Origin of the sequence: Paraburkholderia sp. J11-2 (genome assembly GCF_905220185.1) — a bacterium.
Lineage (GTDB): Bacteria > Pseudomonadota > Gammaproteobacteria > Burkholderiales > Burkholderiaceae > Paraburkholderia.
Window position 1 is genome coordinate 16,114 of the sequence record NZ_CAJMYY010000052.1, and the last position, 17,312, is coordinate 33,425.

At 60.5% G+C, this 17,312-nt stretch carries 12 protein-coding genes; 1 reads left to right on the top strand and 11 read right to left on the bottom strand.

Annotated features, from left to right (window positions below; genetic code table 11):
* Nucleotides 1-8: 8 nt before the first annotated feature.
* The 11 genes from U5A57_RS39885 to U5A57_RS39935 form a co-directional block, all read right to left on the bottom strand.
* The gene (locus U5A57_RS39885) at nt 9-1,250 is read right to left on the bottom strand and encodes a thiolase family protein (protein ID WP_321917673.1); all 1,242 of its coding nucleotides are present in this window, start codon (nt 1,248-1,250) and stop codon (nt 9-11) included.
* Between the two features lie 25 nt (nt 1,251-1,275).
* A complete protein-coding gene (locus U5A57_RS39890) occupies nt 1,276-2,829 on the bottom strand; it encodes a class I adenylate-forming enzyme family protein (protein ID WP_321917674.1) in 1,554 nt (517 codons plus the stop codon).
* A gap of 58 nt (nt 2,830-2,887) precedes the next feature.
* Complete coding sequence (locus tag U5A57_RS39895) at nt 2,888-4,021, bottom strand: saccharopine dehydrogenase family protein (protein WP_321917676.1); 1,134 nt, start codon at nt 4,019-4,021, stop codon at nt 2,888-2,890.
* Nucleotides 4,022-4,242: 221 nt separating this feature from the next.
* Nucleotides 4,243-4,923, bottom strand: a complete 681-nt coding sequence (locus U5A57_RS39900) for a c-type cytochrome (protein WP_321917678.1) — start codon at nt 4,921-4,923, stop codon at nt 4,243-4,245.
* Nucleotides 4,924-6,411: a flavin monoamine oxidase family protein gene (locus U5A57_RS39905; RefSeq protein ID WP_321917697.1), complete on the bottom strand. Its 1,488-nt coding sequence runs from the start codon at nt 6,409-6,411 to the stop codon at nt 4,924-4,926.
* A gap of 89 nt (nt 6,412-6,500) precedes the next feature.
* The gene (locus U5A57_RS39910) at nt 6,501-7,466 is read right to left on the bottom strand and encodes a WD40/YVTN/BNR-like repeat-containing protein (protein WP_321917680.1); all 966 of its coding nucleotides are present in this window, start codon (nt 7,464-7,466) and stop codon (nt 6,501-6,503) included.
* 16 nt (nt 7,467-7,482) lie between these two features.
* Nucleotides 7,483-9,843, bottom strand: a complete 2,361-nt coding sequence (locus U5A57_RS39915) for an efflux RND transporter permease subunit (RefSeq protein ID WP_321917682.1) — start codon at nt 9,841-9,843, stop codon at nt 7,483-7,485.
* A gap of 45 nt (nt 9,844-9,888) precedes the next feature.
* Nucleotides 9,889-11,721, bottom strand: a complete 1,833-nt coding sequence (locus tag U5A57_RS39920) for a DUF1302 domain-containing protein (protein ID WP_321917684.1) — start codon at nt 11,719-11,721, stop codon at nt 9,889-9,891.
* Nucleotides 11,722-11,796: 75 nt separating this feature from the next.
* Nucleotides 11,797-13,158, bottom strand: coding sequence for a DUF1329 domain-containing protein (locus U5A57_RS39925; protein WP_321917686.1), 1,362 nt, complete (start codon nt 13,156-13,158; stop codon nt 11,797-11,799).
* Nucleotides 13,159-13,237: 79 nt separating this feature from the next.
* Entirely contained in the window at nt 13,238-13,651 is a 414-nt protein-coding gene (locus U5A57_RS39930) for a RidA family protein (RefSeq protein WP_321917688.1), read from the bottom strand.
* 17 nt (nt 13,652-13,668) lie between these two features.
* Nucleotides 13,669-14,502: a phytanoyl-CoA dioxygenase family protein gene (locus U5A57_RS39935; protein ID WP_321917690.1), complete on the bottom strand. Its 834-nt coding sequence runs from the start codon at nt 14,500-14,502 to the stop codon at nt 13,669-13,671.
* 1,545 nt (nt 14,503-16,047) lie between these two features.
* Between U5A57_RS39935 and U5A57_RS41790 the strand changes: the two genes are divergently transcribed.
* The gene (locus U5A57_RS41790; RefSeq protein ID WP_415766232.1) at nt 16,048-16,620 is read left to right on the top strand and encodes a lytic transglycosylase domain-containing protein; all 573 of its coding nucleotides are present in this window, start codon (nt 16,048-16,050) and stop codon (nt 16,618-16,620) included.
* The last annotated feature ends 692 nt before the right edge of the window (nt 16,621-17,312 follow it).

Genomic DNA, 17,312 nt, shown 5'->3' on the forward strand with positions numbered 1-17,312 from the left:
ATGCTCCATCAAGTCTTGCTCAGAATGTGGACGGCAAGCGCCGCCTCTTCGATGCCCTGAAATCCACCACCGTTTTCCTGAATCGCGTGGTGTGCACCCGGCACCTGGCGCGCGCCCGCTTCTCCACGCAGTTGAGCAACCAGTTCGTAGAGCTGACCGATTCCTGTGGCACCCAGCGGGTGTCCCTTCGATTCGAGGCCGCCCGATGTATTGATGGGAATGCGCCCGCCGAGGGCGAACTCGCCGCGCTCGGCAGCGGGACCGCCCTGACCGGGCGGCACCAGTTGCAGGTTTTCGGCCTGGATGATTTCGCCCATCGCCGATGCGTCGTGCACTTCGGCGACGTCCATGTCCTCGGGGCCGAGGCACGCCTGCTCGTAGGCCTGCAGCGCCGCAAGACGGCCAATGTTCCTCTCCGGCTCGTCGATACGTCGATGCGTGAAGCTGCGCACGACGCTCGCTGCAACCCGGATGCAGCGGCTGCGGTCAGCACCGATGCGCCGCAACCCCTCCCCGCTGCACAGGATCGCCGCCGCCGCGCCATCCGAAACCGGCGCGCACATGGGCAGTGTGATCGGATATGTGATCGGTGGCGCTGCAAGGACCTCGTCGATCGTGAACGCCTGGCGAAACTGCGAATACGGGTTATGCACCGAATGCAGATGGTTTTTCGACGACACGGCGGCGATCTGGCGCTGAGTGGTGCCGTAGGTCTTCATGTGATACCGGCACAGCGCGGCATAGACAGACATAAAGCGGCTATAGGGCCGGTCGGACTCCGATCCGGGCGGCGGCTCGATGCCTTCGCCGAGCTTCATCAGGCTGGCGAAGTTCTCGTCGACGCGCGACACGTCCCACCCCGCCTCGAACAGGGCGAATGACTTCGCCTTGTCCGGCACGTTCATCTTTTCCGCGCCGAGCGCGAGCGCGACATCGCAGGCGCCCGACCTGAGTGCCTGGACCGCGAGATGCACCGCGGTGCTGCCCGATGCGCAGGCGTTCTCGACGTTGTAGACCGGAATGCCTTCGATCCCGATCTTGCTGAACACGACCTGCCCCGGAATGGATAGCTGGCCCTGCAGCGGCCCGTTGGTAATGCCGGCATAGAAAGCCGCGCCGATCGCAGTCGCGTCGCAACCTGCATCCTTCAACGCTCCGCGCAGTGCTTCGCCCGCGAGATCGTCAATGCTGCGTTCAAAGTGCCTGCCGAACACGGTCATCGCAATACCGGCAATGTAAATATCGCTCATGGTGATTTATTCGTGCGTGTCTGACTCAAATCCGGCGGCTTACGCCCTTCCAGTACTCCTCCCGCAGGTCCTTCTTCAGCACTTTGCCGGCTGGGCTGCGTGGCAACGCGCGGATGAAGTCCACGCTCTTCGGCGCCTTGACCGAGCCGAGTTTTTCCTTGCACAAGGCCACGAGCTCTTCGGCACTCACGCTCTGACCGGCGTTGAGCTCCACCACTGCCTTCACGGCTTCGCCCCACTTTTCGTCGGGCACGCCGATCACCGCGCAATCCTGGACTGCCGGGTGCGCCCAGATGACCTGCTCGACTTCGCTCGGATAGACGTTGAAGCCACCACTGATGATCATGTCCTTCTTGCGGTCGGTAATGTGCAGGTATCCTTCAGGGTCGAGATGACCGATATCGCCTGTATGCAGCCATCCGTCGACGACGGTCTCCGCTGTCTTGTCGGGCGCCTTGTAGTAGCCCTTCATCACGAGGTCGCCGCGCACGCAGATTTCACCAGTCTCGCCTCGGGGCAGAATTACCCCGCGATCGTTCATGATTTCAACGTGTACGAGTGGATTGGGGCGGCCAACTGAGGAGAGACGTTCTTGCGGCGCAAGCTCGCCGTCCACGAAGTGCTCGGCCGGAGTGAGATAGGAGATCGACGCTGGAGCTTCCGTCTGACCGTAGCCGCCCGCCATGACCGGCCCGAACACCTCAATCGCGCGCTTGAGCTTCTCCACCGACATCGGCGCAGCGCCATACAAAAAGCACTTGAGCGATGAAAAATCCTGGTCCTCGATGCCGGGAATATCGAGCAGGCGATAGATAACCGTCGGCGGAAGGAAGAACTCCGTGACCCGATGCTTCGCGATCGCCGTGAGAAGCAGGCCCGGCTCCGGCTTGGGCAGCACGACCACGGTGCCGCCGCGCGCGGTGCACGGCAGCGAGAGCATCCCCGCGGTATGAGTCATGGGCGCCGCGGCAAGATTCACCGGGCGCTCCACGCCATACGGAAACGCCATCATGAACTGAGCGAAGTAGGTCTGAAACGCCCGGTGCGTGTTCATCACACCCTTGGGCAAACCCGTCGTCCCGCCCGTGCCCGAAAGCGTCACGATGTCGTCCATGTCGTAATCGACACGCGGTTCGGTCGCGGGCTGCGCCGCGCTCCACTTTTCGAGCGACGTCGCCCACGGCAGATCGGCATCAATACAGATCCAGAGTCTGACCTTGGGCAGGCTCGGACGCAGCGCTTCAACCGCTGGTGCAAACGCCTGATGGAAGAACAGCGCTTCGCAATCGAACGCGTCGAGGAGGTACTGGTTCTCCTGCGGTGCGCTGCGCCCGTTCACCGGGATCCATACCACGCCAGCACGCCACAGCCCCAGCGTGCAGGTCCATGCCGTGACGTCGTTGTCGGCCCAGACCGCTGCCTTCGCTTCCTTTTCGAAGCCGGCCGCAAGCAGCCCGTTGGCGATGCGGCACGACAGCGTGTGCACCTCATCGAACGAATAGCTGCGCTCGTCCTGGATGTAGGCGATTGCGTCGGGATTGATGCGCCAACCGCGGTCGAAGAAGTCAATGATTGCCATGTCCCATGTTTCCCTGAGTCTGTCCTGAATCTGTACCGAAACTGCGCGCTCGCGGCGCTTACAGCTGCGTGACGGTCGCGCGCGCAAGGCCGCGCTGCTCGAGGAACCCAAGCAGATAGCGATGCCCAAATGCCTTTGAGCCCGAGGCAAAGCCCACCTTCGCGGCATCGCCGTCGAGCAGCTTGATTGCTGCGGCCGTCTGGATAGCGCCGGTCGCGATGTAAGGCGTGATGCCGTGCACGGTTGCGCGAACGGCCGCGAGCTGACCACGGCCGATCGCGAAGTCAACGGTGCGATGAAGCGACGTGCGTTCGCGCGGCGGCATGGCTGGCGTAGTCGAATCGACGAGTTGCTTGAGCACCGCGTCCTGCTGCTCGCGCGGCAAGTTCGCGTACTCGGCTTCCCACTTCTGTCCGAGCGCGTGCACCATCTGCATCGCGTTGTTGTCGTAGAAGCCTACGCAGGAAACGCAGCTGCGCACGCGCGGATCGTGCTCGAAGTACACCGGCAGCGAAGTGCCGCCCCACGGCAGCGCGAACACGGGCTGCAGGAAATCGGGAGAAGCGATGTTGAACGAAGCGTGCCTGTCATGCGGCACAAGCTTCTTCTCCCACAGATAGGACGATTCCTGGCGATAGCCTTCAAAGATGGTCGCAGTGGAGCCCACGCTGACACCGGCGCCGGCGCCGCGCGGGCCGCGCGTGAGCGTGGCCGTCTCCAGTGCATCTACACCGGGCGTTTCGAGTGCCAGTTCGGCTGCGATTTCCGCGAACGTGTACATGTAGGCATTCGAAGGCGACACCAGCAGCCCGGCCTGCCGGAACTGCTCGCCAAACTGCTCGCGAACCTGACGGATAAAGTGCTGCTCGCCAGTCGTGTCGAGGTAGTGGCAGCCAGCCTTGAGCGACGCTTCCACAGCAGTGAGGCCGAAGTTGAAGAACGGCCCGACCGTGTTGCACACGACCTTTGCACCGCGAAAAGCGTTCACGAGCGAATCGACGTTGTGCTCGGCTTCGATGATTTCGTAGTTCGCCGATTCGAGGCGCACGACGCGCTGCGCCATCATATCGTGCGTGCGTTTCGCATTACGTGCGATCGCCGTAAAGGGAATGTCCTGGTCGATGAGCCAGTCCATGATCAACATGCCGGTATAACCACTTGCGCCATATACGACGACGGGATGCTTAGCCATGCTTGTCTCCTGATACGTGATGGGTCAAATGCTGCGTCTTTTGAATGCCTGGGATGTCGCCAACGGTCGATGATCCGCGCCGTTAGCCCGTGCTGCGATGATGCATGTCAAATTGCTAGAACACAATACACAACATAGGTCATATTACAAATTTTGAGTGACTAAAAAAGACAGGGTATTTCCCTGCCTCTCCACTGCTCCCGCCCGTTAAGCCACGTCGGCTATTGCGGGCCTGCGGCGCTGCCGCCCGGCATCAGGCCAGCAAGATAAGCGGCCACCGCGTGGATGTCTTCGCCCGACAGGGTGGTCGCCATCCCGTTCATTGCGCCGCTTGGGTCATGACGCTCGCCCGTCTTGAAGGCAGCAAGCTGCTTCGCGAGATAGGCTTCGCCCTGGCCCGCCAGACGCGGCACCGGCCCCCTGCCCAGCAACGACGCCCCGTGGCAGGCCTGGCAGCTTTTCGCCGAGACGAGCGCCATGCCCTGCTTTTCGAGCGCCGTCTGGGCGTGCACCGCTTCGCTTTGGGACGGCGTCTGCCGCGCGAAATAAGCAGCCAGCGACTTGATCTGCTCGTCTGTCAGCTCCCTCGCGATCGCACCCATGTAGGGGTTGGATCGCTGCCCGCTGGCAAACGCGTGCAACTGGGCAGCAAGATAAGCCTCGGGTTGTCCGGACAGCGCCGGATACCAGGCGTTGACGGACTGGCCGTGCGCACCGTGACAGAAGACACAGGTCTCCTGCGGCTGCGGCCACGGGCCTCCATTGGCGACTTCCGTCTTTTCGACTTCGCTCATCGATTTTTCGAAATGCATGCCGTCGAGGTATTCGCGCCCGTAGAGCGCTCCCACACCCACGACGCCTGCCAGCAAAACGACTGCACTTACGATCCATGCCCGTTTCATTCACGCCACCTCGCCGCGTTGAGTGAAACCGGCCAGCGCCTGCAAGGCTGCACGGTGACCCGAACGCACGGCGCCGTCCATCGCGCCAGCCCAGATGTCGGCCGTTTCGGTCCCTGACCAGATCAGGCGGCCCACTTCGGGATGCAGATACTTGCCCCACTTCGACCAGAAGCCCGGTGGCATGGGATTGATGCAATGCAGGGTCCAAGGATCGACCCGGCCCCAGTCGTAGTCGTGGAATTGCGCCGGATGCAGCGCGCGGTCGCCGAATGCCTTCGCAAACGTGGCCGAAAGCGTTTTTTCGGCCATGTTGGGATCATTGGGCAACATCCCCGGCGCAACGAATGCCGCGATCACACCGAGAGAAGCATCGGGCGGCGAGTTGTCGTATGCCATGAAGACCGGGCCGCCGACCTGGAAGATCGTTCCGCAGTAGCCCGCGTCGCGCCAGAACGGTTTGTCGTAGACGTGTACCGTCTTGCGCATGGGGGCACTTGTGGGCCAGTTCTGCTGGAGCTGCGCCCGCCCACCGGGTAACGGCGGATCGAAAACCACCTGATTGCACAGGGCAGGATTCATCGCAACGACCACGCGGCGCGCCTTGACCACGCCCAGATCGGTATGCACCTCCACAACATCGCGGTCCCAGCCGGCAATCTTGCGCACTGGCGAGGACAGCCTGACCTTGTCGCCGAGTTGCTCGGCCATCTTGATACTCAGACGCTGTGAGCCGCCGACGATGCGCGTTTCCTGCGCGCCGCCCTTAAACGCTTCGAGTTGCGTGTAGTTGCAGCTTGCACTGTTGATCATCGATAGGTAGTGCAGCAGACCCAGTTGTGCTGGCGCACCGCCCGTGGTCAGCTTCGCGGCTAGCGCGAGGAAGTATCCGTCCTCGTATTTCACGCCCTGCTGCAGGAGCCAATCGCCGTAAGAGAGTTTGTCCAGCTCCGCCAGATGCGCGGCCTTCCACGGCGCGCCGGACGGCACGCCGCGCGAGAGTTCGGCAAGCCGGTTGCCGATCGCGTCGTCACCGCCCGTACCGCCGTGAAAATCCTGTGCCACCGTAGCACCCTGCGCCATCACGATGGTCTTCCCCGCATACCAGCTCGGAAACGTATCGATCTCAAGTTGACGTGCCAGATCGAAAATCGCCGTCTGGCCGGGACCGATCCATTGACCTCCCGCTTCGGAAACAACCCCGTGTCCGAGGTCATGGTTATACGTGCGTCCACCGACGCGGTTGCGTGCCTCGAGCACGACGAACGAATCGCATCCACCCAGTTTGAGGTCACGACCCGCGGTCAATCCAGCAAGACCCGCACCAATGATTGCGACGTCCAGAATGTCGCCGTTCGGTGGCTTCGTTGCGGTCGTTGCGGCGGCCTGTGCCAGCGACATGCCGCCGGTCGCCAGTGACGCCGCGCCCATCGCTGTAATGCGTAGAAGCTGGCGCCGGGTCTGTGCGTCCGGCTTACGTTTCCGATCCATCCTTGATGCCCAATTCAGTATCATTGCTTCTCCCTTTTTCTTGCCCGCTCTTAAGGAGAACGATTTAACACGGCAGCGACGACCGTTTCTCAACGGGCCGTCAGCACCCCGCCCTGCGAAAACAGCACGGGTTTGCCGGTGCCATCGATCAATGCGGCGGTGAGCGTCGCACGATCGTCGCGCTGCTGAACCTCGAACGACGTGCCGCCCTCGCGTTGCCGGAACACAAGGCCATCGAGTCCGACGCCCACGAGTCCGTTTCGGGTCGCTACAAGATCGGTGATCGAACTCTTCGTGCCCGCGTTCAGTGCCGCCCACGTCGCCCCGCCATCGCGGCTTTCGAACAGACTGCCGAGCAGGCCACCAACGACGATCCGGCCGTCAGGCAACGCCACGCCCGTCCACAGCGTGCCCTTGCCGCCCGTCGCCAGATAGCTCCAGTTCGCTCCGCCATCCGTGGACCTGAGCACCATGCCCTGTTCCGAATCGATATAGAGCGTGCCCTTCTGATCGGCAAAGATGTGGTACAGGTTGCGGTCCGCTCGGCCAGCGCCTGGCGGCTTCGGTACCATCACCTTCGTCCACGTCCTGCCACCGTCGTGCGTCGCGAGCATCAGCGACCACAGGCCCACTGCAATCCCGTCCTGTGCGTTCGTGAAGATCACCGAGAACAGCGGCTGGTCGACCGAGATGTCCATGCGCTGTTTCTGCCACGTCTCACCGCCGTCGTCGGTCGCAAGAATCACGCCCCACTGGCCCACGGCCCAGCCGTGCTGCGCGTCCGTGAAGGTGACGGCAGAGAGCGTGGCCGAAACTGGCACATGGCTCGCCTGGCGCCAAGTATTGCCGTTGTTATCCGAAAGGATGATCACACCCTGCTCGCCCACGGAGACGATGCGCTTACCGGCACGCGCGGCGTCGAGCAACATCATGTGCGCTGGCGCGGTCCACGAATGCGCCGGTTTAGCGGCCCAGTCCGCAACGGTTCCTGGTGGAAGGGCCCAGACTGCCGCACTCGCACACAGCGCAGCACAGGCAACAAGCATCTTGATCATGACTGCGTCTCCCATGTTAGTGACTGAAGAGTCCAGGCGCGCGCGCCGGTTTGCGGCGCGGGAACCAGCGTTCGAGCACCGAGGCGAGTGCCGGCAGCGCCGTCATCGCCATCAGCAGGTTCACCAGGAACATGAACGCCAGCAGCTTGCCCATGTCGGCCTGAAACTTCAGCGCCGAGAAGCTCCACGTCGCCACGCCGATTGCCAGCGTGATGGCGGTGAATATCGTCGCCACGCCCACTTCCAGCATCGCGTGCTGCACAGCCTTGACGATGTTCTGCCCACTCGCCAGGTGCACCTGCAGCCGGTTATAGATATAGAACGCGTAATCCACGCCAATGCCCACGGCCAGCACCATCACCGGCAGCGTGGCTACCGTGAGGCCGATCTGCAGTTCCTTCATGAACCAGTAGCCGATGAAGGTCGCCACCGAGAGCGGCAGGCAGCACGCCAGCATCGCGCGCCAGTCGCGGTAGGCGAGAAACACGAGGATCAGGATGGCGGCGTAGACATAGAGCATCATCGGCAGCTCGCTCGCCGCCACCTCCTCATTGGTTGCGGCGAGTACCCCGGCATTGCCAGCTGCGAGACGCACCGTAATGCCCGGGAAAGGATGCGTAGCGCGATACGTCTTCACGTCGTCCAGAATCCGGCTGATCGTCGTGGCCTTGTGGTCGGTGAGGAACAGATGCACGCCCGTCATGCTGCAATCCGCCTTCATGAAGCCCTTCACCCGGCCTACATCCACCGACACCGCGCCGTAGTTTTCGGGGTCAATCGGCACGACGTTCATCTTCGGATAGTCCTCGTTGTAACCCTGGTTGTAGCGGCGCAGCATCGCCGAATACGACTGCGCCGACACCACGCCTGGCTCGGTGCGCATCGCGCTCGTGAGGTCGTCCTCATACAGACCGACTGCCGGGTTGTCGCAGCCCTTCTGCGCCGACTCGATCGCGACAGTGAGCCAGTCGAGGCCGATGTCGTAGTTGCTCGCGATAGACGTAGCATCACGGTTGAAGCGCGCACCCGCACGCAGTTCAGGCGCGCCCGGCTGCAGCGTGCCGATCACGCGGTCGCGGCTTTGCCACGCGGCGAGTGCGAACACGATCAGTGTCAATGCCACGGTGACGCCCGCGTAGCGCGGCTGGGCGATGCGCGCGAGCCCGCGCAGCCACGCTGAGCGCCGCTCGCTGCGCGCGAGTGCGCTGTCCGCATAGCGCTTCGTGAAGTTGAAGCACGACGCCGCAACCGGCAGAAGCACGAGGTTCGTCACGATCTTGTAGGCGACACCGAGCGAGGCAGTGATGGCCAGTTCGCGCACCATTGGAATCGGAATGAGCAACAGCGTGATGAACGATACGAATGCCGTTACGAGCGCCAGCACACCCGGGATCAGCAGGCCGCTGAAGCTATGGCGCGCCGCATCGAACGAGCTGTTGCCGTGCGCGATCTCGCGCACGATGAAGTTGACCTGCTGCACGCCGTGCGAAACACCAATCGCGAACACGAGGAATGGCACCAGCACTGCGAGCGGGTCCAGCCCGAAGCCCAGCAGCTTCAGCGTGCCGAACTGCCAGACGAGCGATGTCAGCGAGCATGAAATGAGCAGCACGGTGAAGCGCACCGAATGGCAGTACCAGTACACCGCGAGCGCCGTGAGCAGCAGCGCAATGCCGCAGAATCCGAGCACGGCCGTTGCGCCATCGGCGATATCGCCAATCTGCTTGGCAAAGCCGATGATCTGGATTTCATAGCCCGCGTCTTCGAACGGCTTGCGGATCTGCGCTTCGAGCAGGTGGTTGAACGCCACGTAATCGAGCACCTTGCCGTTACGGTCGCGTTCGTTGAGCTCGGCCGTGATCATCGCGCTGTCTTCGTTGTGTGAAACGAGCGTGCCGATATAGCCGCCGAGCGTCGTCGCACGTCGAACCTTCGCGACAACGTCGGGCGTGAGCTGGTCAGGTGTGATCGTGCCGGAGATGATCGGCTCTGCGCGGAAACCCTCTTCGGTGATCTCGTTCACGTAGGCGTTCGGTGTCCACAGCGACTGCACGCCAATGCGGTCTACGTTCGGCAGGTACGTCACCGCCTGGGTCACCTTGTACAGTCGCGTCAACCCTTCCTTCGTCCAGATCGAGCCCTTGTGTGCACGCACGACCACGGTGATCCGGTTGGCGCCGAGCAGGTCGGAGCGGTACTTCTGGAAGGTCTGGATGTACTCGTGGCCGATCGGCATCTGCTTCTCGAAGCCCGCGTCCATGCGCAGCTGCACCGCGAAAAAGGCCATGACGGCGGTGAACAGGCCGATGCTCACGAGCACCGCCGCACGGTGACCGAAGAAGAACCGTTCCAGCGTTTTTACCAGGCGATTTAACACGGCAATATCCCTTCAGATGATTCAATGGCGTACGGCATGGCATCGTCAGAAGTTGCGGGTGACGAACATCCCGACGAAGTTTCGGTCCGCATACGGCTGTCCGACCGTGTTGTGCCCTCCCCAGAACAGGGTGTAGTTGATTCCGGCCTGCCATACGGTGGGGTTCTGGTTGAACAGCACGTAGAGGTTCAGTGACTTCGCCCCCTGCATGTAGTTCGCGCTCAGCGTCGGGGTGTAGCCGTACAGGCCATCGGCAAACGTAACGCCCGGCGTTACCTGCCAGCCGTGAATTAGCGTGCCGTCATAGGTCCAGTTGAAATCGACCGTCGCCCCTACCGAGCTCGACGAGCCCTGCGCCATGGCGATGGGGTAACCCAGGCTCGAGTTGTTGTTCAACCAGGGGAAATATCCCGCCATCGGCACCTGTGTGACGGTCTGCCCGCTAACCGTGCGCGTGACGCCGCTCGAGCTCAGACCCGGGTAGTAGATCCACGTCAGTTCCCAGGTCAGCGCCGCAGCGTCCGCGCCGATCAGTTTGAGAAACGGGTATTCGCTGCGTGTGAGCGCGAGGATGCCGTTGATGTCGTACTGGAATCGCTTCTTGTCGGCCCACTGCTGGCAATCGACGCCGGTCACGCCGTTGGTATTCAGGTCGAGCGGCCCGCCGGCGCCATAACAACTGGAGAGCGCCACGGCGTCATGGGGCCGGTACGAAAGTTCTGTGCCGATCGCCCAGGGGCCGAGCCCGAAGTTCGCGCTCGCGCCGAAGAGCTGACGGTTCTGCAGATACGACCACTGAAGTGTCCCGTTGGCCAGTGACGAAAGCACCGGAGACTTGTCGGTGTAGTTCAGGTAATAGATCGCGAAGTTCGCGTCGAAAGAACGCGGCGAATAGTTGAATTTCACGCCGAACTGCGGCTTGTACTTCGAGGGTGCCTCCCAGTTGACCGGGAGGCCGATGACGTTGTTCGGCGGCCCGGCGAAATCGCCATTCACGAGCCCGGTGTAGATGCCATTGAGTGCGTTCTGGTTGCCGCTGGCAGGCCCGGCGATCGTGCCCGCACTCGGTCCGGCTACGTTCAGGTTGTTGGTGCTTACCGTATAGGGCTCCGTACCGCGGCCGAGGCTGTTCGACACTGACCAGTACGATCCCACCGGCGGATAGCGGTTGCCGTTCCACTGAAACTGATAGTAATCCTCAGTACTGAATCCATGAGAAAGATCGGCGGCGAAGCTGATCATCGGCGCGGGCAGGAGCGCCTGCTTGAGTTGCGAGCCGGGAATCAGCAGCTTCTGGACATCCAGCGAATTCGTGGCGTTCACGCCACCCATCGCGAAAATGCTTTCCCCCCAGTTGATCACCTGATTGCCGAGCCGAACATGCGCGGCGTTGCCACCGATCGTGAAATCCTTCTCCCCCCACAGGTCGAGCAACTGCACGTCATAAACAATCTGCGCCGATGCGCTGCTCGAAAGCGGGGTTCTGTTCGTGTCACCGGCGAGAAAGTCGTACATGCCGGTGCCGCGGATCATGAACTTGAGTCCCTCGCTCGGCATCTTCATCAGCAGTTCGCTGGTCGCGCTGATGTAGGTGCTGAAAGGCTGACCTTTGCGATAGTTCAGGTCGCCGTTGTCGCCAACGCCCCACTGGTTCACATTAGCCGCTGCTCCACAGCCGAACGCGTTCGGGTCGCCCGTGAGCGAGCAGCTCGGGTTTTTGGTGCGGATGCCTCCGCCTGCCGTGAGGTTGGTCACCCACGAACCCGAGAGATCGTTGATCCCGGTCGTAAACTCGTAGCCGTACGCACTGGACGTTGCCGCCGCACCGGCGATAGCCAGTGAAACTGTAGCAGTCCTTCCTATTGTCTTCGCTTTCATGATTCTCCCCTGCCGCCAATTTCATAACCGGCGCGCGCCACGGTGCGCGCTGCCCCCCTTTTGGTTTGCCAGATTTCAGCGCTCGCTCACCGATCGCAGGGATTCGGCCGAGTAAAAATCTGTCTTGAAGCGAGGATCATTGACCTGCTGGTACCAGCGGATATCCTTGCCCTGGCCAATCGAGGATGCATCAAAAACGTAGCGTCCGTTGTTGAGGTCGTACTGCGCCATCGGCTCGTTGTCGCACGCGCCACCCAGTTCCCACACCGGTATAGGGTAGCTCTCACGCATCTTCCAGAGCTTGCCCTGCGCGTCATAGTCCTCGCCCACGAGCGCGAGCCAGCTGTCCTCGTCCAGATAGAAGATCTTTTTCGAAGCGACATGCCGCGCCGATGGCTTAAGCGTTGCCTCGACTACCCAGACGCGGTGCACCTCGTAGCGACGATGATCGGACGAAATGCCGGTGGGCGTGGCGACGTCGTGCAACTTGTCCTTGAAGGTGTAGATGCCGAAATCATCGTAGGGAACAATCATTTCCTGCTTGCCCACGAGCTTCCAGTTGAACCGGTCAATGGATCCATTGAACATGTTGGATTCGTCGATCAGGTATTGATTTTCGAAGCCTATCAGCGGTGCATCGTGCGTATAGGCCGGCATACGCCTCACGCGACGCTGGCCGGGAAAGTAGTAGTACGTTTCCGAGTCCTTGTCGAAGTACTGGCGTTGCACGAATGCCTGACCAGCCAGCGCAGCGGGCGAATCGACCGAAAAGTAGGCGCCCAGGTTGAACTGGTCGACGTCCTGCGGCGACGTCTTGCCTTCCTTGCCCGCTGGGAAATAGAACGCCTGCGGACCGATTGCGTCGATCCAGTCACTACTGCCGGGGCGCGGGGAAATGGCGGTAACAACCGGTGACCACTCGATACCTTCGCCGCGGTAACGCGTTTCGTAATTCAGAATCGCTTCGGCGCCGTTTTTTGGCTGCGGGAAGGCGACCCCCGGCAGCACTGCAGCCTGCACCGTCTCGCCGTCCGAAGCGAGTTTCGCCGTCGTGAGGTTTGCCTTCGAATTCTGCTCGGCGAATTCCGGCAACTGGCATTCACGATGTGACGGATAGACATCCATGCGATAGCCCTTCAGTTGCTTGACGAGCTGGGTCTGCCCCGGCGAGAGCTTGTCGGCATATTTGTCGACGTTCGACGCGTCGATCGTGTACAGGGGCTTTTCATTCTTGTACTTCCAGAAGTCGCCGCGAGCCTTGCCCCATTCCCATCCTGCGGGCGAAGCTTCCCTACCGGCAAACGCGGGCACGAGCCCGTCCTTGCTGGCCGCGCGCTCGGCGCCTGAAGGCGTAAGGTCCTCGGCAACGGCCACTCCGGCCACGAGCAATAATGCGGCCGCGATGGCGGAAGCAGCTCCGATTGTGTGCTTTCTCATCTTGACTCTCCGTCCTATCCCACTTTCGTTCGCACTACAAATTGATTGATTCAAACCCGACATCGGCGGACCAGCCCGCTCAGCCCCCGCCGCACCCTGCCACGGCCACGGCCCGAATCTCGATGCACAACTCCGGAAGCGCCAGTTGCGTTACGCCAACTGCCGTCCACGACGGATAGCGCGCCGGGAAGTACGCGTCCTTGACTTCCGAAAAGTCCTCCAACTCGCCGCGAAGGTCAGTGTGAAACGTGGTCAATTCCACCACGTCGGATAGGCTCGCGCCCGCCGTCTCGAGGACAAGCTTCAGGGACTCGAAGGCGATGCGGGCTTGCGCCTGCATGCCCTCGCCCGCTTTCATATCCGGGCCGACGCCAACCTGACCGGAGACCCAGATCGTGTCCCCCACGCGAGTCGCGGGCGAAAAGTGATAGGCGTCGTAGAACGCCTGGAACGACGTCGGGATAATCGATTGCCGCGAAGTGGGCATTGCCATGATGGTAGTTCCTTTGATCAGACGAGTTGACGGAAACACGTTGCGCGAAACGGATCCCCGTCTTTCAGCGCGGCGAGTTCTGCAACGAACAAGACCCCCGCCGGTGTGAAGCCCGAGATACTCGGTTGCGGAAGGGGGCTGAAAACCGCGTCGTCGCCGAAAAAACGCAGCACGAGCGTGTGGCGATCCGGAAACGCCGGATCCACCGCGCCGCCACCGTGAAGTACGCCCGGATGCAACAGCAAGACGTCACCCGGCTCGGTCGCCCAGGAAATGATGTCGTAGGCACCCGGGTTAGCGCGGCGCTCTACTTCGATATTTGGCAAGCGAGGCCAGACATCGCCGCCATGCAAGGGATCAGTCGGATCTTCAGCATTTTGAAAGGTCGTGCCGTCGTGACGTGGGCCTTGATGCGACCCACGCACGACCTCGAGCGCATTTTGCTTGGGCACCGCCTCGAAACTGATCCAGGCATTGCCGAAGTGCTTCCCCTTCCATGGCAGGTAGGACGTGTCCTGATGCCAAGGCGAGCGGCCGCTACTACCCCCACTCTTGAGAAACAGTTCCTCGGCGAAATACCAGACGTTGTCTGAACCCCAAAGATCCGCGAACAGTCGGCCGAACGGCAGCTCGCCAGCGAGCTCGTCCAGACGCCCCTTCGCATACGGATTGGCGTTGTCGTTGTGCGTCTTGTGCACTGTGCCTTCGAAGAGGCTGCAGGCCATGGGCCCGGGGTTCTCTATACCCCAGTCGAAGACCTGTCGGCACCGGACCAACTGTTGCTCGCTGAGAAGGCCCTTGACCAGAACGGCGCCGTCCTCCACGAAGGCCTTGCGTGTGGCTTCATCCATTGCTGAACTCCTGAGTCGTCAACAGGCGACCCGGTTGCAAACGCTTCCCGCGACGCCTTCGTAGAAAATGCTACCAAAGTTAGGTCATAATACAAAAATAAGAAAAAGAAAAAAGACAGGGAATTCCCTGTGTTCCGGGGGTTACGGCCAATGACGAAGTACCGAACGTGCCCCGACCCCTCCTAGATCAGCGAGCAACCCGTCGAACCAGAACTGCCCTATCAGGCCGCCCGGGCGCCCGTGCGCGCTTCGCGAACGGATCGGTGTTGCGATCATCAGTCTTGTGCGCAGCGCAGTCGAAGAAGCAGGCAGCGATGGGTCCCAGCTTTTTTATATCCTGGGCCAAGATCAGGATGCGCCGGGTTAGTGACCGCTCGCTCACAAGGTCAATGGCTAGACAGCGTCTTCCTCGGCGAATGCCTCGCGTGGCTTCATCGACCGTGGAGCTCCTGAAACGTCGTTCGGCGTCGTGGTTGCATACGCCTCCAGAATCTTCCTAGGAAACGCCACCTAAATTAGGTCATGAAGAAAAACAACAGGTAACAGGAAAAGAAGGCATCCGCGGCCTTCTCTCAGGCTTGCGCGAGCGACAGCCTGCCAGGTCCACGGCGGTTCCCGGGAAGCAGTTCCTGCACCTTAGCGCAGCTTGAACTATCCAGACTGCCTTTTCGGGCGTGAGGCAGTAGCTACGACGCCAAAGTTTTTCTTGCGTTATTTGGTAAACGTACCTATCTTAGTCTTTGTGTACTACGTTTTACGTTTTTGAGTATATCTGCTCTTCCGCATGCAGACGGGAGGGTCGGGTCGAGAGGCCCAGCTTGCAGATCTGTTGCGAACACTGCCCGCAAAGATCGACGTCGAGTCGCCCTTGCGCGAACGGGGGAGCGCCGATGCGGTACGCGGCCCTCCCCTTGCTGGCGACGTGCTGCAGGCGAACGAGTTGGCAACCCGGCGTCTTCGCAGCGCAGTACATGAGAGCCGGCATGAAGCGGCGTTTGTCGCAAAACCGGTGTGGTGGCCGTTAGTGGTGGAAAGAGTGGGAGACGATAATGTCCAGCATTCTCAGCAATTGGATTTATGTGGGCAGCAATGCATACGACGAATACACGTTCGTGCCATGGTTGAACCGGAACGTCTACCGTCGGACTGTAGATTTTAGTAAGGTATGCATACTGTAACGCCGACGATTCTTTGACATTGAAGGAGCATTTTGATTGGCATCGAGAAGATTTCGAGCGATCCGGCCATGGCAGAGTTGGATGAACGGATCAAACGTGAAAGATCCACTGGCGTGTACAGGTTCATGGCAGCGCACCACCGATATGTCAGCGCTCGCGAGTTGGTTGCGAACGAAACGTGTGCGGCTCGCATTGATCAAGGCGCTTGGACGTCTGCTTTGACGACTTTGCAGTTTCCGCTCGATTTCTAAGTTTGTTGTTTTTACTATTCGTCGTCATGCCGTTCCATGGAAGGCCGCTTGAACCGTTCGTGACCGCGGAATATTGAGGAACATAGACCGTGTTCACGAACCTGAGCGAAGTTTCAATGGGGTGGTTGCACACTCCTGCTCGCCGGCTGCGCGACATCGTGCTCTCGGCGATTGTGGTTTTCTGTTCGCTAACGGGGCCGTGTTATGGCGCTGTTGCGCCGACGTGGCCGACGTCGGCCGAAGCGGTCGACTTGCCGCTAGAGGAAGCACCCACGGCAGAGGAAATCGCAACTGTTGTGAGTTCTCGTTTTCATATAGGATTGCACGACGCCTTGGGGATCGGTCACGCGGTGCTAACTGCGGCAAGGCACTACACAATCTCGCCGTTGTTATTGCTCGCAGTGATCGCAGTCGAATCTAGTTTCGACAGATTTGCGGTAAGTGTGGTTGGCGCGAAGGGACTCATGCAAGTGCTTCCGAGCCAACACAGAGACCGTGTCCTGCGCACGTCCGATTTGACCGACCCGCGCACGAACGTCCGCATTGGGTCTGCAATTCTGCGAGACTACATAAGGTCGTCAGGTGGAAACCTTGAGGGCGCGTTATTTCGCTATAGCGGGGGCGCCAAGGGCTATGCACGACGCGTAGCCGATCGCTTGAGCATGATGAGAATGGCATTTGGTTTGTAGGCGCAGCCTTGTTTGGATCTAGTTGTGAAATTAATAAAGTAATGCGCCTGATCCGATGCCAGTTCGGCGACATGCAGGCTTCCGCAGCACGAAAGACCACAAGTACCTTGTCGTCATTGGCGAGTTCCTGTCATACGTGGTTCGCCCGCGCGACGCACGCTCTATGCGCTGGCCTCCCTCTCCCATCGCTGGTCGAAGGGAATGTGTTGGCGTCGAGCCTGCTTCTCACATGCGTAACCAAAATGCCAAACGAACGTTCGGAAATGCAATCACCGGCGAGGATTGATATAAGTTTGGTCAATCTCGTACAGCCAAAATTCTCCTGTACGTCTACCCCATATAGGTAGATAGCAACCGATTGATTTTTAAGAGAAAATATTTGGGGAAATAACGCAACGCGCCATCTGGCGTGGGTCCCCTAGCCGGAAACTTGCACGAAAATCAAGGTGACACCGTCACGCGTCAACAAGGTCAAGCCCGTTTTCGCCATCCGATTGATCTGAAACCACCGTTGCTTCAGCGCAGAAACATAGGAGTGCAGATTAAGAATTTATCCCTTTTATTATGTAAAATAATATTGCCATGTCTGCGCAAGAAGAGCTACCGAATCCCATCGGACCCGTCGAAAGCGAGCGGTATCCGCACTCGGACTTCTTGCGTTTAAGGACCTCATCGCCATAGACGCCCATGCT